Below are 19,508 nucleotides of genomic sequence, written 5' to 3' on the forward strand. Positions count from 1 at the left end.
CAAATGTTACTATTATTACAAATGCAAATGGGAGGAAGCGCCTCATTGTTGGGTATTGGTTTTGCCGTACTATTTTTCTTTATCATCATCATTTCCTTTATCAGAAGGTATAAAAGATGTCCGTCCGACCGTATTCTAGTGGTATATGGAAAGGTAGGCTCGGGCAACTCGGCTAAATGTATTCACGGTGGTGCCGCTTTTATCTGGCCCGTTATCCAAGATTATGAATTTTTGGATTTAACGCCTATTTCCATTGAAGTTGATTTGGCAAATGCCTTGAGTAGACAGAACATTAGGGTAAATGTACCTTCAAGGTTCACCATAGGTATTTCTACAGAACCTGGGGTTATGCAGAATGCAGCTGAGCGGCTTTTAGGTTTGGGCATGCAAGAAGTACAAGAGTTGGCCAAAGAAATCATTTTTGGTCAGTTGCGTTTGGTCGTCGCTTCTATGGATATTGAAGAAATTAATTCAGATAGGGATAAATTTTTGTCCAATATTTCGCAGAGTGTAGAATCTGAATTAAAGAAAGTAGGTCTTAAACTGATCAACGTAAACATTACCGATATCGTAGATGAGTCGGGATATATAGAAGCTTTGGGTAAAGAAGCTGCGGCCCACGCCATAAATGCTGCACGTAAGTCAGTAGCCGAAAAAAATAGGGATGGATCTATTGGTGAGGCAAATGCAGTACAGGATGAACGTACCCAAGTGGCCGCTGCAAATGCAAAGGCTGTAGAAGGAGAGAATATTGCTAAAATCGATGTAGCCAACTCAGACTCATTGCGTAGACAGCGCGAGGCAGAAGCAGAACGTACCGCAATCGCAGCCGAAAAAGTACAAGCGGCAAAAGCCCTTGAAGAATCCTATGCCGCAGAAAAAGATGCTGAAGTTGCAAGGGCTGAAAGAGAGCGTAGTTCTCAAATGGCAGATATTGTTGTACCTGCTGAAATAGATAAAAAGAAAGTTGAAATCGATGCCGAAGCTGAAGCTGAAATGATTCGTAGAAAAGCAAAAGGGGAAGCCGATGCAATTCTTTTTAAGGCCCAAGCTGAGGCAAAAGGTATTTTTGAGGTATTGACCAAACAAGCGGAAGGTTTGGACAAGATTGTACAGGCCGCTGGAGATAATCCAAAAGATGCAGTACTTCTATTGATTGCGGACAAATTACCAGAATTGGTCGAGAAACAGGCGGAAGCCATCAAGAATATCAAAATTGACAAGGTCACGGTTTGGGATTCTGGCGCTAAGACCGAAGATGGTAAAAACTCAACGGCTAATTTTATCTCAGGTATGTATAAGTCCGTACCACCATTGCAGGACATGTTCAATATGGCAGGAATGCAGCTTCCCGAGTACTTAAAAGGGAAGGATACCACTGAAATGTCGGATAAAGAGGAAAACAAACCCACTTCAGAAAAAAAGGATACATCAGAATAAATTCTTGCAAAACTGGCAGATAAGGCGATGATAATTATCATTGCCTTTCTTTTTTTAAGAACTTAAAATTGTAGTCTTTTAGTAATAACACCTATTTTTGAAAATAGATAGAGCCTTACCATATGAGCGAATTAAGACATAATTGGACCAAAGAAGAAATACTTGAGATATACAATAAACCGTTAATGGAGTTGCTATACGATGCAGCAACCGTACATCGTAAGTACCATGATCCCAATACGGTTCAGGTTTCTACTTTAATTTCCATAAAGACAGGAGGATGTTCGGAGGATTGCGGGTATTGTCCGCAAGCCGCAAGGTATCATACAGATATAGATGAGAACGACTTAATGACTGTACCCCATGTAAAGGCGCAGGCACTTAGGGCCAAGGCATCGGGGAGTTCAAGAGTTTGTATGGGCGCTGCATGGCGTAACGTTAAGGATGGCCCTGAGTTTGATCAGGTCTTGGAGATGGTGCGTACCATTAATAAGCTGGATATGGAAGTATGCTGTACGTTGGGCATGTTGACCGAGAATCAGGCAAATCGCTTGGCAGAAGCAGGATTGTACGCGTATAACCACAATTTGGATACCTCCGAAGACTATTACAAGGACGTTATCTCGACACGTGCTTTTGAAGATCGCCTAGATACCATCGACAATGTTCGCAAGAGTAATGTGACCGTTTGTAGCGGGGGCATTATAGGTATGGGAGAAAAGTTGGAGGATCGCGCCGGAATGTTGGTTGCGTTAGCTTCGCTCAATCCTCAACCCGAATCTGTTCCCATAAATGCATTGGTTGCCGTAGAAGGAACTCCCATGGAAGATATAGAGCCTATTTCAATTTGGGAAATGATTCGTATGGTAGCAACCACGCGTATTGTAATTCCTAAAACACAGGTTAGATTATCTGCAGGAAGAACTGAAATGAGCAGAGAGGGACAAGCCATGTGTTTCTTTGCCGGAGCCAATTCCATTTTTGCTGGGGATAAATTGTTGACGACTCCCAACCCAGATGTAAACGAGGATATGGAAATGTTTGGACTATTGGGGCTAAAACCTCAAAAACCTTTTGAGAAAGTTTCCCAGCCCAAAACGGTTGAAGCCTCTGATTCCCAGTTCCAAGCTTTGGGCGAAAAACCCAAGTGGTCACGCCCGGGACATAAGATAGAGCGTAACGAAGAAGCCAAACAAAAGGCTAAATTAGTTCCAAAGGAGTAACCTTAGGAATACAATTTAAAAACCTTTTAGTAATTTTATAGTTTCAAAATACCTGAAATTTTGGAACTTAACCTTGAACAAATTCCTCGTGTAAAGACCCTTTCGAAGAAAGAGTTTGTTGCTAAGTACTTCAAGCCCCAGAGGCCTGTGGTAATCGAAGATTTTATTGAAGATTGGCCCGCGTACTCCAAATGGAACCTAGAGTATATTAAGCAGGTTGCAGGTGAAAAGATGGTTCCACTTTATGATGATAGACCTGTAAAGCATGATGAAGGTTTTAATGAACCCCATGCAACCATGAAAATGCGGGATTATATCGACTTGTTAAAAAGTAAACCTACAAAGTACCGCATCTTTCTTTGGAATGTTATAAAGGAAGTTCCGCAGCTTCAAAAAGATTTTAGCTATCCAAACTTTGGATTGCGACTAATGAAAGGATTGCCCATGCTCTTCTTTGGTGGAAGCAATTCCCATACATTTATGCATTATGATATTGATTTGGCGAATATTTTCCATTTTCATTTTGAAGGAGAAAAGCAATGTATACTTTTTCCACAATCGGAAACCAAGTTCTTGTACAAGATTCCACATTCGCTCATAACACGGGAAGACATAGATTTTGCAAATCCCGATTTAGAAAAATGGCCTGCATTGAAGAATGCCAAAGGACATGTTACACAGTTGGAGCATGGCAGCGTTCTATACATACCAGAGGGTTACTGGCATCATATGAAATACATAAGCCCAGGCTTCTCAATGAGCTTGCGAGCCATTGCCAGAAAACCCAAGAACTTTACCAGGGCCGTTTATAATATTTTTTTTATGCGGCACTTCGATAATCTAATGCGAAGAATGAAGGGTCAAAAGTGGATAGATTGGAAAAATGAAAAAGCCATAAAACGTACACATAGTCTACTCATAAAAAAGTAGAGTTTTGAATGTTGTTAGACTCGTTCTTGCTTATATAAAACAAAAACTCTGGGTATCGAATATATGGATAACGATACCCAAAGACTTTATTACAGGGGCAATATACTGACAGAATTCTATCTTAACCAGTACTTTTTAAGCCGCCAGATAATGCATTCACTAACAATAAAAGCATTAATAACAATTGACTATCCTCTTGTTTTTCGTTTTCTCTTTGTTTGCGCCATGTTCCAAGCGATTGTATCTGAATCATGTGCAACACCTTTAGTGCCTCTTTTCTGAGCTTGTTGTTTTCTAGTTTGGAGACTCTACGTTTTTCCAATGATGAACCCAATAGATTTCCGACTTGTTTTAAGCACGTATCGTAATCGGTTAAAATAAGGGTCATCAATTCGGTTCTTACGGTGGAATCTTGAACCAGATTTGCAAACTCCTTCATGATTTCCGTATTTGAACTTAACAGATTGGTCTCAATTTGAATCAACCCATACTTTAAGAAGGGCCATTCTTCTGCTGCAGTTTTTAAGCGTTCAAAATCTTCAGGATATTGTTCTTCAAACTTACCAAGAGCTGCACCGGTTCCAAACCATCCGCTAAGATTGAATCTTGATTGGTTCCAACTGAATACCCACGGTATGGAGCGCAGATCATTCAGTGTTCTCTGCCCAGTTCTCCGTGCAGGTCTTGAACCAATCTTACTTTGTTCCAATACATCTATGGGAGTAGCTTGACTGTAGAATTCTATAAACTTGGGATGGTCCAACAATTGTCTGTAATTACTTCTGGACATTTCTACAAGACGGTCCATGATGTCATATAATTTTTCATCTTTATCCTTATCCACAGCTATCATTGCCTGCCTAGCCGTACCGGAAATCATCATTTCTAGATTGTAACAGGCATTTAAACGATTTGCAAATTGATTGGCAATGGTTTCCCCTTGTACGGTCATTTTAATTTGTCCGCTCATAGAACCTGCTGGCATGCTTTCCAAAAATCGATGGATTTTTCCACCACCTCTACTTATGGTTCCCCCGCGTCCATGAAAAAAACGAAGTTGAACCCCAAGGCGATTACTTAATTCCGTGAGCTTTTCCTCAGCCTTATATATAGTCCATCTACTGGTCAATATACCACCATCCTTATTACTGTCACTATACCCCAACATGACCTCTTGCACAAATGACTTTTGGCCCTTTCGCATTTCCTGAACAAGGGGATGGGTCAAAAATGCTTCTAATATTTTAGGACCAGCTACCAAGTCATCAATAGTTTCCAATAGTGGTACTACTGGTAATTTTACATCTTTTAAACCTACTTCCCTCAAGAATAGAAAAACAACGAGTAAATCGCTCAAACTCCTTGTCATGCTGATGATTACAGAACCAATACCATCTGTTCCGTATAGGTCTACATAGTTTTTTACTTCCCTAAAGTATCCCAACACGTTGTCTGCTTCTGGCCCACATGGAGTGCCAGCTATAAGGAATGGTCGGTTACTTTGCAATTCTTGATCAATAAAGGATAATCTTTTTTCTTCATCCCAATTGGAATAGTCAAAATCTACGAAGCCAGCTGTTTTCAGTATCTGGCCAATGGCTTTTTCATGATATGCACTGTTTTGTCTAATATCCAGTTTGGCCAAATGGAAACCAAAGCAGCTTATCGCCCGTTCAACTGGCAATAGATATTCTTTAGCTATCCTATTTGCCCCTAAGTGGATCAGAACATCCCTTAGTTTTTTAAGCGATGCGGCTAAACCTTCTGGTCGGCGATAATAACCTTCCTCACCAAATTCAGAACGTTCGTTTAATGTATTGTCCAGGCGAACGATCAATAAATTAATAAACTGTCGCAAAGGTTCGGAGCCATTTCGTGCTAATGCCTTTTGACCAGCTTCCCCCAAACTTTTAGCACTTGTGTTTACATCAACAAGAAACTCAGATGGAACCTTATTGAGGTATTCTGAAAAACTGAGTTCCTTCGCCAACTGAACCAGTTCTTTCCTAATAATTTTCAATGCTGACTGTCGATGTAGTTTAAGAGTGGAGGCAGTAAATTCTGGAGTTACGTAAGGATGTCCGTCCCTATCTCCACCTACCCAACTTCCAAACGCTAAGTTGGGATATTGTTCTGGACGTTCCAGAAGTTTTTTGGAAAAACCCATGTACTCCCAAGCATCGTTCAAACGCTGATCGGTTAAACGCAAAGCTTCTGGGAATACGTTTTCAAAGTAGTGCATTACATTACTGCGTTCATCTTCCAATCTTGGTTTTTGTAGGTATATCTCACCTGTGCGCCACCAACGTTCCAACAAGCTTTTGATCTCTTGTTTTATTAAAGCTCGCTCTGAAGTGGACCAAAGGGGATTTTCGTTTTTCACCAATAGTACATAAAGCTCTCGGTGTATATCCAATACGGTCAGTCGTTTTGCTTCTGAAGGATGCGCAGTTAGTACGGGCATTACCTTAATTTTGGGCAATAGGTCTGCTATTTCTTGCTCCTTAATCCCAGAGGTATTCCATAATTTCAAAGTTTCCCCCCATGACCCACGAATACTTTCCAGACCGAATTGGGTTTCTGTTTTTCGACGAAATTGAGTGGCTGCGTTTTCTTCCACTGCATTAAGTAATTCAAAACAAATGCCGATCGCCTGTGCAAGTTTTTCATCTGGAATGCCAGACTGATTTTTAGGGGATGGATTATTTTCGAGTGGAATCATTGCCGCTAAGTCATTTTCGCCAAGTGATTCCAGCATTTCTTTGAATGTAGCTATGAGATAGGTAAAATCTGTTCTGATTTTTTGTAGCCCTTCGAGTTCTAGTGTTTGTTTATCCATAGGGTATTGTAAGGTTTAATTGATGTTTGCCAATAGGAATTTACTCAGCAAATTCCATGTAATAAAATTAGCTAATCAATCAGGATTTAATATGTATGTATATCAGTTTTATGTTTTTTTTTTGAAACATAACGAAGGGTTTAAAATAAAGGAAAGTTGCTCAACAAGTCGGAAAATTTTACTGATACCAATAAGCTGGTCCAAAAAGTTTCAATAGCGTTCAATCCCTAGTTTTTATTAACATTTTTAACCAAAATTTGGCTTCTATTTTACTTTGGGTTTTTATAATTTTAAGTTGTAAACAGCGCTATTTATTAAGTGATACTTTTTTAAAAATGACTTTTGAAACAACATTGAACAACTATTTTCCCGGGAGTATTTCCCTAGAGGATTATATACATCAAACCCATGAAAAACTAACCCCATTGGGTTTTACAAATGAAAACACTTTTGCTTGCGTTAGTGTATGTCGAGATGAAATCACCAAACCACTTTTAGATCAAACCGACCTTGTATGGGGTGAGGTATTTAACTTTTCGAGTTTGGCCGGTTCGTTAACACTTGGCAAAACCGGTTTTGCAGCAGCGGCGAGCCATGCTCCTATAATTGATGGCTTGGAACGTTATATTTTTATTGCTATGCCCCATATTGCCATAAGTGAAAAAGGCGAGATAGGTATTGTGTATCGCGAGGGTAGGTCAGGGGCTTCCCACGCCTGTGGTGCTTTGGAAGCAATTATTGACGAAATAGGGAATGGAAAGCTGCATTTGCAATTGGATATGGATGATATTGAACAAAGCATTTTAAAAACGAAGATTTTTGAGAAACTTCAATATGGGGAAAAACCGGACTTGGTGCGTATAACCAAAATAGCCCACGAGATCATAGTAGAGGATTTGGAAAGACTTATACAAGTGGCCGAGAAGGAGCCTTACGATTATGCTGTCTTAACAGGTATCATGATTCATGGCCCCGAAGAAAGTAACTATGTATATCCACAAAGTTTTTATGCGGTGACCATGGATAATAGGGAAGAAAAAAAGAGTCTCGTTTTATAGCTTGCGAGCATAGAAGTAGCAGCATAATATATCATGTAGATATTAGATGCTGCCACAATTTTTTCATTGCTGGTTTAAATCAAATCCTTTAGTTTTTCGTATACCAAATGACTTTCCCATCCGCGGTAGAGTAAATAATCGGCTAGTTTCTTTTTCTTTTTTAAGGGATTGGCCTCTGTAATTTGGTTGAGCCTTTTTTGTGCCAGTTCGTCTAACGTGCTTTGGTATATATCATCATCAATTTCGGCTAAAGCACTTTCTATATTGTATTTTGAAATTTGACGAGACTTCAGTTCGTTAATTATTCTGTTTCTCCCCCATTTCTTTATATTGAATTTTCCTCTTGCAAAACTTTTCGCAAAACGTTCTTCATTTAAATAGTTTTCCTGAATAAGATGGGATATGATGTGGTCAATAGCTTCGGGAATCATTCGCATTCCCTTTAATTTTTCATGCACATCTTTGTGACAACGTTCTTGGTAGGCACAGTATGATTCCAGTTTTCTGGTAGCCTCGGTTACTGAATAAGCTTTTGAAGGGATCATTAGTTATTTAAGTAGGATAATAAAAAAACAATGGCAATAAGGAGTGCCATCAAAATGATAATAAAAGCAGAGAACAAAACGATAAATAAGAAAAATTTTAAAATGGATGTTCCCAAGTCCAGTTTAAACAATTTACCGAAGCTGTAAATGTAAAGAAAAAACGTAATGAATGTGGTAATAGAGTAAACCAGGGGATGCGTTAATAAGCTGATATAAAAGAAAACAAAGATAAAGATAAAACTGGTGCCTTGAATGTAGGAATTGAACACTAGATGTTCGGCATAGTTATAGGTTTTGCGATAAATGAAATATGTAAACAAAGAATAAACAGGAATAAGAATCAGTGTAGTAATATTGAAATACTCTATGATTTCCCTTTGTACTTTTTGGGTATCCTTTAGTTGGGCGCCTCCATAGAGATCTTTCATCTTTTCACTGAACGCTTGGAGGTGTTCCATAAAATTATCAAGAAACAATGTAAACGAAAACAGGACCAAAGTTGCACCTATAATCAAATAGGTAAAAGGATGCACATATTTTTTTCGGACTCCTTTTGTATATTCTTCTAGAACTATATGAGGGCGAACTACAAGTAATCGGGCCGTAAACAAGTATTTATTGTCCCATCCAAAGATAGTTTCGGCGATTTCGGATAATATTCTTTTTAATGTGATTCTGTTTTTAACAACTCTAGCTCCACAATGAAAGCAAAAAGATGCCTCTTTAGAAATGGTTTCATGACAATTAAGACAGTGAGGCATTAAAATTGGTTTGGCTACAAAACTCAATGTACGAAAAAAATGAAAATCTAGTTGAAACAAAAAAAGCGACACCATTTCTGGTGCCGCTTTGGTATTATCTAATTGTTTTACCGTCCTTGTCTTTAAAACGATATTCAAGGTATGTATATGCATCCCTTGGTTGAATCTTCACCCATTTCTTATGTTCTAAGAACCACTTGTAACGTGGAGATGGGAAACCTTTGGTTAGGTAGGCTGCAATAAAGGGATGTATGTTGAGAACAATGCCATTGTTCTTTTGCTTCCCTTTCATAATGCGCTCCAGATCATTATTGATTTTGTCTATCAATACTATAGGAGCTTCTACTTCTGAACCCGAGCCATTGGGATTTACCTCACTGGTCTTGATATTCATTTCTGGACGTACCCGTTGTCTGGTAATCTGAACAAGTCCAAATTTACTGGGGGGCAATATTTTGTGCTTAGCCCTATCGTCCTTCATTTCATCTCTAAGATGGTCGAACAATTTTCTTCTATGGTCACCTTTGACCATATCAATGAAATCCACTACAATGATTCCGCCCATATCACGAAGCCTAAGCTGTCGCGCAATTTCAGAAGCTGCCGATAGATTTACTTCTAGAGCAGTATCTTCTTGGTTTTTTGCTTTGTTGGAGCGGTTGCCACTGTTTACGTCGATTACATGTAAAGCTTCAGTATGCTCTATCACAAGATATGCACCACGGCTCATAGAGGCCGTTCTTCCGAAGGAAGTCTTTATCTGACGCTCAATCCCAAATTTTTCAAATATGGGCGATTTGCCAGAATAATGTTTTACGATAGACTCCTTTTGCGGGGCGATTTCATGTAAATAATCTTTGATTTGATTATAAAGTGTCTCATCATCAACATGTATCCCTGTAAAGGAATCGTTGAAAACATCCCTAAGTATGGAGGAAGCTCTATTGAGCTCTACCAACACTTTGGACGGATGAGGTGCTTTTTGCAATTTCTTGCACATTGTCATCCACTTAGATGACAAATCTTGAAGATCTTTGTCCAGTTCTGCAACTTTTTTGCCTTCTGCAACGGTACGTATGATAACGCCAAATCCTTTGGGCTTTATACTCTTAACGAGTCGTATTAGCCTGTCTTTTTCTTCCTTGCTCCCTATTTTTTGTGATACGGAAACACGGTCGGAAAATGGAACCATTACCAAGTAACGCCCTGCTAAGGAAAGCTCTGAGCTAATTCTTGGTCCTTTGGTGGAAATGGGTTCTTTTACAATTTGTACCAATAATGACTGATTGGCTTTAATAACTTCGTTAATACTGCCATTCTTGTCTATATCTTTTTCAAATGGAAAATCTTTGAGGGAGTAGTCTTTTAACTTTCCCGTTCTAACTTTTTTTATGAATTGCAACATGGAGGATAATTGCGGACCAAGGTCATGATAATGCAGAAAAGCATCTTTTTCATAACCAACATTTACGAATGCCGCATTAAGGCCGGTAACGGGTTTTCTTATCTTCGCCAGGAAGATGTCCCCTACGGAGAAATTATTATCATCCTCATCTTTGTGTAATTCTATTAGTTTTCCATCCTTTAGTAAGGCAAAATCGACTGCATCAGGACTAGATCTTACGATTAATTCTCTATTCACCTGAATCGATTTTAAATTTATCCCAATTAATAGTACTAAAGGGATAAATGATTAAACAATATATAGAATCGGTTTTCTTTCAAACCGATTGAAATTCTTCTTTTTTGAATCTCTATGTCAAAGAACGTATGTGTTGAAAATAAAAAAGTAGTTGTAACAACTACTTTTTCTTGTGTCGATTAGCTCTACGGCGCTTTTTACGCTTGTGGGTAGCTACCTTATGTCTTTTTCTTTTTTTACCACTCGGCATATGGTTGTTTCTTTTACGTTAATTATATTATTTTACTTGAACATTGCTTTTTACACCTTCAACAAAAACTTTTGCCGGTTTAAATGCAGGTATATTGTGCGCTGGGATTTTAATAGTTGTATTCTTGGAAATATTTCTTCCGGTTTTTTCCGCCCTCGTCTTAATGATAAAGCTTCCAAAACCTCTTAAATACACATTATCACCATTCTCTAAGGACGATTTTACCTCCTCCATAAAAGATTCAACTGTTGCTTGTACGTCTCCTTTTTCAATACCTAGTTTTTCTGAGATTCTAGTTACAATATCTGCTTTCGTCATTTCGTATTATTATTTTCTTATTTTTTAGGCTTGCAAATATAAAAATTAAAATTAATCTTTTGTTTAAAGCCTTTAATTTTAAGTATATAAACTACTACATTTAACCTATAGTATTTTCCTTGATGTCTTTTTCCCAAAAAATCTTGAAATGGTATGGCCAACATAAGCGCGAACTTCCATGGAGAACAACGAATGACCCTTATAAAATTTGGCTTTCGGAAATCATGCTCCAGCAAACACGAGTTGCACAGGGCATGCCCTATTACCATAAATTTTTAGAAGCTTTTCCCACGGTCTATGACTTGGCAAATGCAGATGAAGAGCAAGTACTAAAGCTTTGGCAGGGCCTGGGATATTATTCTAGGGCAAGAAACCTGCATGCTACTGCTAAAATGGTCGTAACAGAACATGGAGGTCATTTCCCCAATACCTATGAGGAGCTTAAATCGCTGAAAGGTGTGGGGGATTATACTGCCAGTGCAATAGCTTCAATATGCTTTAATGAGCCAGAACCTGTTGTGGATGGCAACGTTTATCGTGTGCTTGCCAGATATTTTGGTGTGGATTTGCCCATAAACAGTACGACAGGGGTCAAATATTTTAAGAAATTGGCGCGTGATGTAATGAACTCAGAGAACATTAGGGACTATAATCAAGGGATAATGGAATTTGGTGCCATACAATGTGCTCCCAAAAAGCCATACTGTCTCTTGTGTCCTTTAAATGATAGTTGTGTGGCCCTACAGGAAAACAAAGTTGGGGCCCTTCCTGTTAAACTAAAGAATGCTAAAATCAAAAATCGCTTTTTTAACTATTTGATTTTTTTGGATGATAAGAAACAAACATTGCTAGAGCAGCGAAAAGGAAAGGGGATATGGCAGAATTTATACCAATTTCCGCTTGTTGAGTCCCATAACGTAATGAATATTTCAGAATTAAAGGAGCAGATAGGCAATCATAATGACTTTCCGGATTATGCAAAAGTGCTATTGTATAACGAACAGCCTATCGTTCATAAGCTTTCCCATCAACATTTACATACCAGATTTTGGATTTTACAAACAAAAGAGATATTAAAAGATGGTATTTCATGGGGAGATATCATATCTTTTCCTGTTCCTGTTTTGATTGCAGATTTCATTAAGACATATAAAATTTAGTACTTTTGATTAATTAAAGAATTATGAGCGGAACATTGAACAAAGTGATGCTGATCGGGCATTTGGGCGACGAAGTGAAAATCCATTATTTTGAAGGTGGAAATTGCATTGCAAGATTTCCACTGGCCACCAATGAAACCTACACGAATAAACAAACCGGGGAACGGGTTACGAATACGGACTGGCATAACATAGTTATAAGAAATAAAGCTGCGGAAATATGTGAAAAATATTTGAGCAAAGGCGACAAAGTATATTTGGAAGGAAGATTGAAAAACCGACAATGGCAAGGTGAGGACGGTAATACCAGATATACTACCGAAGTCCACGTACAGGACTTTACCTTTCTCTCCACAAAAAAGGAAAGTATGGCGAATGCACAACAAGGTTCTGGAACAATGCCACAGAATGAGCCCGCAAAACCTACGCCTAGTGCTGCACCTGTTGAAGAAACAGAACAGGATGATGATTTACCATTCTAAACACTAAGATTAAAGTACTTAAAATTTGGACCCTGACCCTTATTGTCTGGCATTTTTTTTAACCACCTTAGACAGTATCTTTTTAATAAAAGTGGCAATTCTTATTTTGCTTCTGTGCTGTTCTGCACTAATTTCTGGTGCCGAGGTAGCCTTGTTCGGGCTTTCGCAAACAGATTTGAACGAGCTTGAAGAAAAAGAAACGTCAAAAGGAAAACTCATTGTACAACTGCTGGAAAAGCCAAAAAAACTATTGGCTACTATATTGATTACGAACAATGCCATAAACATCGGTGTTGTTTTGCTGTTCAGTTCTATTGGGGACACAATTTTTTCAGAAATAGATCAAACGCTGTTTGGAGTGGTTTCTGTGCGTTTTCTTTTAGAAGTCGTAGTAGCTACATTTTTAATTTTGATGTTTGGGGAAATACTCCCAAAAATATACGCCAATAGAAATAGGCTTCAATTTTCAAGCTTTATGTCTATCCCCTTAAAGGCTTTGAATACTGTATTTACACCTTTAAGTGCCCCAATGCGCTCAGCGACTCTTTATCTTGAAGAAAAGCTGGGAAGACAAAAATCCAATTTGAGTATTGACCATTTATCCCAGGCATTGGAGCTGGCTTCTGAAGGAGATACGACCAAAGAAGAACAGAAGATCTTGGAAGGCATTGTTACTTTTGGGAATACCGACACTAAACAGGTAATGCGTCCCCGAATAGATATTTTTGCACTCAATGAAGAGATGAAGTTTCCTGAAGTAATTGAGGAAATCAAGAAAAATGGCTATTCAAGAATTCCTGTTTTTGCAGAAAATATGGATAATGTTCTTGGAGTGTTGTACATTAAAGACTTATTGCCCTATATAGAGCGAAAAACCTTTAATTGGATGTCTCTGATTCGGGAACCTTATTTTGTGCCAGAAAACAAAAAGCTGGATGATCTACTGTTAGAATTTCAAGAAAAAAAGAACCATTTGGCTGTTGTTGTCGATGAATATGGCGGAACCTCTGGAATCGTAACTCTGGAAGATATCATTGAAGAAATCGTAGGGGATATCAGCGATGAGTTTGATGACGAGGATTTAATATTCTCCAAACTGGATGATTATAATTATGTTTTTGATGGCAAAACGACCCTAAAGGATTTTTACCGTGTCGTTAAGATTGAAAATGAAGAACTTTTTGAAGGAAACAAGGGGGAATCTGAGACTATTGCTGGATTTGTACTCGAAATTTCGGGAAGTTTTCCAAAGTTAGGAGAGAAAGTTCTATTTGAAGAGTATAAGTTTGTAGTGGAGAGTATGGATAAAAAAAGATTAAAACGCATAAAAGTAACATTGCCCCATGAAGCATAATTGGCCTTTATATCTTATTGTATTTACTTCAATAATAGGTTGCAAGGATGAGGTCTTGCCCAAACCTAATGCCATGCTACGATTAGAGTATCCCGAGGCAAAATATAAAGAAATTCAGAATGATTGCACCTATGCTTTTGAGGTCAATGACTTGTCCGAGCTCAAGGAGAATAAGGATTGCTCTTTGGTTTTAGACTATCCTATGATGAACGGCGCTGTTTACATAACCTATAAACCTGTAAAAGAGAACCTGAACACATTGCTTACCGATGCGCAAAAGCTATCCTATGAGCATGTGGTAAAAGCAGATAATATTATAGAACAACCTTTTGTGAATACCGAAAAAGGAGTCTACGGCATGTTTTATGAAGTTAGTGGAAATGCAGCGTCCCAATCCCAATTTTATGTGACCGATAGTACCGATCACTTTGTGACCGGGTCACTGTATTTCTATGCTAAGCCCAATTACGATTCTATTCTTCCGGCAGCGATCTATCTGCAAAAAGACATTAGGAGAATTATGGAAACACTGCGTTGGAAAAAATAAGGTTACTCCTTCTCTAACAGTACTTCCGCCCTTTCTATACTGGAATTTATCTGTTCCTTTAGGGCCCTAACGTTTTCTTCCTCTTCATCGAGCCATTTTTGTTTCTGTTCCGTGAGTTCTTTGCCATTAAGAATTTCATCAGAATCAAAACGACTTCCGAACGATTTCATCCAATCCATCATGGCTACATTGGCGTTTTGTAAATCTTTCATCGCAGCTTCGTATTGTTGTCCCGTTTCTGTGGTATCAACTTTACTTTTTAGCTCACCGACCAATTTTCCCAATTTTCCCATCTTGGGCATTACTTCGTCGTGGACCGCCATTACTTGTTCCATTTGTGTTGATTCATTGGATGTTTTTTCGCCTTGTTTGCAACTCAGTGCAAAAAACAAAAGGGCGGCTATAAATAAATTGTATCTCATCTTATTTTCTTTTTTCAAAAATATTATTTTTCAATGTATGGTGCTAACCCCTCATCAAACATCTTTTCTGTCATAATGGTCACTACACGGTCGGTCTTATCAGGGTGACCACCTTCAAAAGGGGGCTTTGGGTCATATTCTAGGTTCAATGTAACAAATTCAGCATAGTTTCTTCCTAGAATCTTATCCATAAGTGCCAGACTCATATCTATACCAGCAGAAACGCCGGCACTCGTCCAGTATTTTCCATCATTTATGTATCGTTCTTTAACAAAAGTTGCTCCATATTCGGCCAATTTTTCATTGGCCCGGTACCAGTGGGTAGTTGCTTTTTTTCCTTTAAGGAGACCAGCGGCACCTAAAATCCATGCTCCCGTACATACGCTCACGGTATATTTACTGTTTTGGTCAATTTTACGAATCCAATCCAATAACTCTTGGTCTTTTGTTGCTTGGTATGTTTGAATAAATCCACCAGGTATTATCAGCATATCCAATTGTTCAATATCCTGGATTCCATAATCTACCTCAATTTTGACGTTATCATTACTTGTGATAGTTCCTTTTTCTCGCCCAATGAGAAGTTTTTTAGTGGGGTACATACTGTTCAACACAGATAGCGGACCCAGTGCATCCAGAGTGAAAAATCCATCGTAAACCAGAATTCCAATGGTTTCCAGAGTATCTGTTGGAGCTTCATAAATTACGGCCATGGATTCGGCATGTCCCATATTTTGCAATTCTTCATCAGAATAAGGGGTGCCATCTGGTTTTATATTACGTTCTTTTTTTTGCGTTGTTATCTCTTCTTTTACCGAAACGGTTGATGGTAGTTTTTTTTCTTGGCATCCTAAAAGGACGATTGTCATTAGGATAAAGAATGTATTTTTCATTTTGAATTTATTTTTGTAGTTGTTGTTATAGGAGATGTTTAAAAAGCAATGTGTAATGTCATATTGAGCCTGTCGAAATGCGTTTGAGCACAACGATCCTTCGACAGGCTCAGGGTGACAACAAGAAGAAATGACTTTATAAACATCTTTTTTTAATTTAAAATCGATACGTAAGTGTGCTGCCAAAAGTTAACGGTGCTGCCGTACGTACATTTCTACTCCCAAAACTGGTATCTGCGTTACCAAATGCCAGATAGGTTTTATCGGTAAGGTTTTGACCCCAGAATGCCAATGTATAGTTTTTAAATTCCAATGTAGCCCTAGCATTGAGCAAGGTATAGGAGGGTTGTTCCAAGGTGTTCTGAATATCAGTGTAGTAATTACCCAAACTCCTAACCTCACCCCTTAGCGTTCCTTTTAATCCTTTTGAAAGGCTTGCTGTGTATTGGGTACCAAGAAAAAAGGTATACTCTGGTGTATTGCCCAACGAATTGCCACTAATATCGGTTAGCACTTCCTCTTGATTTTCAGGGTCTGTTCGTCTCAGTAAAAAACCTTGATATTCCGTTTTTGTATAACCAAAACTTGCATCGAGCTGTAAACCATTAACTGGTATGTAGGATGTCTCTAGTTCTAAACCCATAGACCTTGCATCACCAACATTTTCCCGGGCAAAGGTCGAAGGTGCTATTAAGTTGAAGAATTGAATATCTGTCCAATCGATGTAAAAAGCAGCTGCGCCCAATCTGAATCTATTATCAGGTGAACTAACTTTATAGCCCAGTTCGAAATTATTGGAGTACTCCGGGTCAAACGTCTGGTCTATACCTTCTGGCAATCGCTGTGCATTTATACCACCTGCCCTAAATCCGCGGGTATAACTGGCGTAGATGTTGGAATTTTCGTTAGGCGTAAATGAAATTGCAGCTTTTGGTGATATTGCTGAATAATCTCCTTTTTCGGTAATTTCTGGATTAGGTTCGATAAAATCTCCATTTAGAAAAATGATATTACTGTTAAATGTAGCTTCACGTTCTTCATAATCGTATCGTAGTCCTCCCGTAAATTCAAGTTGTTCATTTAGTTTAACACTAAATTCCCCAAAAACCGCCAAACCTCTGTTGAAGCCTTCATTTTTGGAAATAAGGTTAGTTCCTCTCGGAAGTTGAAAAAAATCAGCTTCTGTATCGGTAAGCTCATTCGCTATATTGGTCGAAGGCTCAAATGCATTTTGTGTAAAACCAAAAAGCCCTCCTGTGTATTGCCAATTGGAATCGGTTTCAATAGAATTGATTCTAAACTCTTGACTCCATACTTCCTGTGGTGGAAGTTTTTCTCCAATTTCGCCATCTACAAATGAATGAAAAAACCCCGGAAAGTCAATGTCCTCAAAGGCCAAAACAATGTTTTGGTATGTGGTAATTGAACTTAGTGTATGATTTCTACCAAAGTATTTAGCGACCAAGGCTGTGTTTACAATGTTTCGGTTATGACTTCCCAATCGGCTCAAATAAATCTTATCGGGATTTTCAAAAGCAATTTCTTCATTGGGTTGGGAAACAAAAAATCCTGAAGCATTGGACCAATCTTTTTGGGATTTAACGTTCAAAGAAAATGTAAGCCTCTTTGAAGCCAGCCATTTTAAACTAAGATTTCCATATAGGTTGCGATAATCGCCCACTGTTTCCCCATCTAAAGACGGATTGGGAACAGAAGCCAAGGAAGCATCGTTTTCCCAATACCCATTTCTATCCTGAAACAAGCCAGTAAATCCAAAAAATAATTTGTTTGCTATCAAAGGTGTTCTTAACCCAAAAGAATGTCGTTGTAAGTTGAGGTTGCCAAAACCAATTTCTCCAAAGCCTTCAGTCTTATTTCCAGGCTGTTTTGTAACGATATTAATGACACCGCCCATAGCATTTCTTCCAAATAGAGTTCCTTGAGGTCCTCTCAGCACCTCAATACGTTCAATATCTGTCAATGCAAAACCGTTGGCAAGAATATCCAGTTGGTTTACATCATCGATATAGGTTGCTACTGCTGGGTTTTCACTAAAAACCTGTATTCCCCTAATGGACTGGATAGCTTGGAAAGGCACACCAGCTTCTTGATACAGATAATTGGGTACTATAGCGGTAAGGCCACCTAAATCGCGAGTCTGTGTGTCCTCGATGGCCTTACTATTCAAGAAACTTACCGAAATAGGGGAAGAAACCAACGTTTCTTCCCGTTTTCGAGCAGATACGACCACATCCCCTAAAACCGTGGTTGCTTCCAATAACATAATATTGATTTCTGACTCTTCTTCAATTACTAAATACTGCGTAGCATACCCTATAGCAGATACAATTAAGGTATTTGAGGAAGCTGCAAGTTCTAGTGAGAATATACCGTCCTTATCCGTTGCAGTGCCCAAATCACTATTTAGAACTTTGATGTTTGCCAAAGGAACGGGATTGCCCTGGGAATCTTTTACAGTTCCCTTTATTGCTGTTTGTGCAGTTCCTATCATAATTGCAAAGACAGAAAAAAGCACTACCGATATATTTCTCATATACTAAAACGCGTATTGGGTTCCAAAAGTGATGGTCTCTTTGGTCCTTAACTGGATTCCGTTCAAATCTTGATATATCGGATATCCAAACTCAACACCGAATCTTAGATTTTTAAGTTTGCCAGTTGGTACATAGGTGTTGACGCCGATTCCAGAATTGATGAAAGCCCCACCAGAATTTTCGGTATCAGCAGTAATGACCATCACCGGGTTTAGATTTGGGTCTGCGCCTTCGATTTTGCCAACAATAAGCCCTTCCAATCGTACCGAGATACTTACCCAATCACTTGCTTTTACGGCAAACCAATTATTTAGGCTATAGCGGTTTCCGTAACGATATTCCCTATCGTTCTCCCCAAAACGAAAAATTCCCCGTACTTGAGAACCCCACGAAAGGGATTCGTTTTGACCTAAATAGGTAAGTGCCAAATTGGGGTCAATTGTTCCGCTCCCTATTTGCATAGGATATGGTAATTCAACCTCATTTGGGGTCGATGCTGGTGTGACATCGCTTTCCGTGATACTTCCCGTCGGAATTGAAAATCCTATTTGACCGTGAAGTGTTTGCTTATTTTTATTGAAGAACTTGTATAAAACAGAGAGTTGTATGTCCCCAAAACCGCTTGCTTCGGTGGTGAACGTTCCGCCCATTTGGGTAATATGATCCATTTCCATGGACAGGTAATTGAACATGGCCATTATAGTAATCTTCTCGCTTGGTGCATACATAGCGCCCAACATGTGCATATTCATTGGCATTTTTGTTGGAGTGACCATGTAATTGGCCAAAGCATCATCAAAAGAGGCATTGTTGCTTCCCTGTTTTAGCTCATCCATGTTCATGTACATGTAACGATAGGAAAACATCCATTCGCCTTTACCATGCATATGGTCGCCCATTACTGAGATAGGGGCATGCCCATCAGGCCTTCCTGCTGACCATTTTTTAGATTCATCAGTTGTTTCTTGTGCATAAAATGCAACGGTGGCCATGAATAAAATGGCCGATATAAATTTTTTCATCGGTTTATAAAATTGAAGTGTAGGTGATTGTTTTACAACTCATGTTGTATCACCTTAAAAAATGTTT

Annotated in this window: 17 protein-coding genes; 8 read left to right on the forward strand and 9 right to left on the reverse strand. The window is 38.7% G+C overall.

What is annotated here, in order from left to right; all coding sequences use genetic code 11:
* Positions 1–3: 3 nt before the first annotated feature.
* The 3 genes from LV716_RS09425 (at position 4) to LV716_RS09435 (ending at position 3,593) form a co-directional block, all read left to right on the forward strand.
* The gene (locus LV716_RS09425; protein ID WP_233759097.1) at positions 4–1,440 is read left to right on the forward strand and encodes a flotillin family protein; all 1,437 of its coding nucleotides are present in this window, start codon (positions 4–6) and stop codon (positions 1,438–1,440) included.
* Between the two features lie 122 nt (positions 1,441–1,562).
* Complete coding sequence (bioB, locus tag LV716_RS09430; RefSeq protein ID WP_163417490.1) at positions 1,563–2,663, forward strand: biotin synthase BioB; 1,101 nt, start codon at positions 1,563–1,565, stop codon at positions 2,661–2,663.
* A gap of 60 nt (positions 2,664–2,723) precedes the next feature.
* Positions 2,724–3,593 (forward strand): cupin-like domain-containing protein, encoded by an 870-nt coding sequence (locus LV716_RS09435; protein ID WP_163417491.1) that lies wholly within the window; start codon positions 2,724–2,726, stop codon positions 3,591–3,593.
* Between the two features lie 121 nt (positions 3,594–3,714).
* Here LV716_RS09435 and LV716_RS09440 read toward each other — a convergent pair whose 3' ends face one another.
* On the reverse strand, positions 3,715–6,432 hold the full coding sequence (locus tag LV716_RS09440) for a phosphoenolpyruvate carboxylase (RefSeq protein WP_163417492.1): 2,718 nt from the start codon (positions 6,430–6,432) through the stop codon (positions 3,715–3,717).
* Positions 6,433–6,767: 335 nt separating this feature from the next.
* Between LV716_RS09440 and LV716_RS09445 the strand changes: the two genes are divergently transcribed.
* Positions 6,768–7,490 (forward strand): hypothetical protein, encoded by a 723-nt coding sequence (locus LV716_RS09445; RefSeq protein ID WP_163417493.1) that lies wholly within the window; start codon positions 6,768–6,770, stop codon positions 7,488–7,490.
* 74 nt (positions 7,491–7,564) lie between these two features.
* On the opposite strand, the gene LV716_RS09450 is transcribed toward LV716_RS09445, so the two are convergent.
* The 4 genes from LV716_RS09450 to LV716_RS09465 all read right to left on the reverse strand — a co-directional run bounded on the left by LV716_RS09450 (position 7,565) and on the right by LV716_RS09465 (position 11,006).
* Positions 7,565–8,035 carry a regulatory protein RecX gene (locus tag LV716_RS09450; protein ID WP_163417494.1) on the reverse strand — a complete coding sequence of 157 codons (471 nt, stop codon included), beginning with the start codon at positions 8,033–8,035 and terminating at the stop codon, positions 7,565–7,567.
* Entirely contained in the window at positions 8,035–8,796 is a 762-nt protein-coding gene (locus tag LV716_RS09455; protein WP_163417495.1) for a DUF3667 domain-containing protein, read from the reverse strand. Before LV716_RS09455 ends, LV716_RS09450 begins: the two co-directional genes overlap by 1 nt.
* A gap of 94 nt (positions 8,797–8,890) precedes the next feature.
* The gene (locus tag LV716_RS09460; RefSeq protein WP_163417496.1) at positions 8,891–10,438 is read right to left on the reverse strand and encodes a ribonuclease E/G; all 1,548 of its coding nucleotides are present in this window, start codon (positions 10,436–10,438) and stop codon (positions 8,891–8,893) included.
* Between the two features lie 277 nt (positions 10,439–10,715).
* Complete coding sequence (locus LV716_RS09465) at positions 10,716–11,006, reverse strand: HU family DNA-binding protein (protein ID WP_036380395.1); 291 nt, start codon at positions 11,004–11,006, stop codon at positions 10,716–10,718.
* A 122-nt stretch (positions 11,007–11,128) separates the two neighbouring features.
* On the opposite strand from LV716_RS09465, the gene mutY reads away from it, so the two are divergent.
* The 4 genes from mutY to gldD are packed head-to-tail and all read left to right on the forward strand — an operon-like array spanning position 11,129 to position 14,549.
* Positions 11,129–12,166 carry an A/G-specific adenine glycosylase gene (mutY, locus tag LV716_RS09470; protein ID WP_163417497.1) on the forward strand — a complete coding sequence of 346 codons (1,038 nt, stop codon included), beginning with the start codon at positions 11,129–11,131 and terminating at the stop codon, positions 12,164–12,166.
* Between the two features lie 23 nt (positions 12,167–12,189).
* The gene (locus LV716_RS09475) at positions 12,190–12,648 is read left to right on the forward strand and encodes a single-stranded DNA-binding protein (protein ID WP_163417498.1); all 459 of its coding nucleotides are present in this window, start codon (positions 12,190–12,192) and stop codon (positions 12,646–12,648) included.
* Positions 12,649–12,673: 25 nt separating this feature from the next.
* Positions 12,674–14,002, forward strand: a complete 1,329-nt coding sequence (locus LV716_RS09480; protein WP_163417499.1) for a gliding motility-associated protein GldE — start codon at positions 12,674–12,676, stop codon at positions 14,000–14,002.
* A complete protein-coding gene (gene gldD, locus LV716_RS09485; protein ID WP_163417500.1) occupies positions 13,992–14,549 on the forward strand; it encodes a gliding motility lipoprotein GldD in 558 nt (185 codons plus the stop codon). The genes LV716_RS09480 and gldD overlap by 11 nt, the downstream gene beginning before the upstream one ends.
* Before the next feature lie 2 nt (positions 14,550–14,551).
* On the opposite strand, the gene LV716_RS09490 is transcribed toward gldD, so the two are convergent.
* The 4 genes from LV716_RS09490 to LV716_RS09505 all read right to left on the reverse strand — a co-directional run bounded on the left by LV716_RS09490 (position 14,552) and on the right by LV716_RS09505 (position 19,441).
* Positions 14,552–14,971, reverse strand: a complete 420-nt coding sequence (locus tag LV716_RS09490) for a hypothetical protein (protein ID WP_163417501.1) — start codon at positions 14,969–14,971, stop codon at positions 14,552–14,554.
* Between the two features lie 23 nt (positions 14,972–14,994).
* Positions 14,995–15,864 carry a DJ-1/PfpI family protein gene (locus tag LV716_RS09495; RefSeq protein WP_163417502.1) on the reverse strand — a complete coding sequence of 290 codons (870 nt, stop codon included), beginning with the start codon at positions 15,862–15,864 and terminating at the stop codon, positions 14,995–14,997.
* 157 nt (positions 15,865–16,021) lie between these two features.
* Positions 16,022–18,418, reverse strand: a complete 2,397-nt coding sequence (locus LV716_RS09500) for a TonB-dependent receptor (protein WP_163417503.1) — start codon at positions 18,416–18,418, stop codon at positions 16,022–16,024.
* A 3-nt stretch (positions 18,419–18,421) separates the two neighbouring features.
* A complete protein-coding gene (locus LV716_RS09505) occupies positions 18,422–19,441 on the reverse strand; it encodes a transporter (RefSeq protein ID WP_163417504.1) in 1,020 nt (339 codons plus the stop codon).
* Between the last annotated feature and the right edge of the window lie 67 nt (positions 19,442–19,508).

The sequence above is a fragment of the Flagellimonas sp. HMM57 genome, assembly GCF_021390175.1.
Taxonomy (GTDB): domain Bacteria; phylum Bacteroidota; class Bacteroidia; order Flavobacteriales; family Flavobacteriaceae; genus Flagellimonas.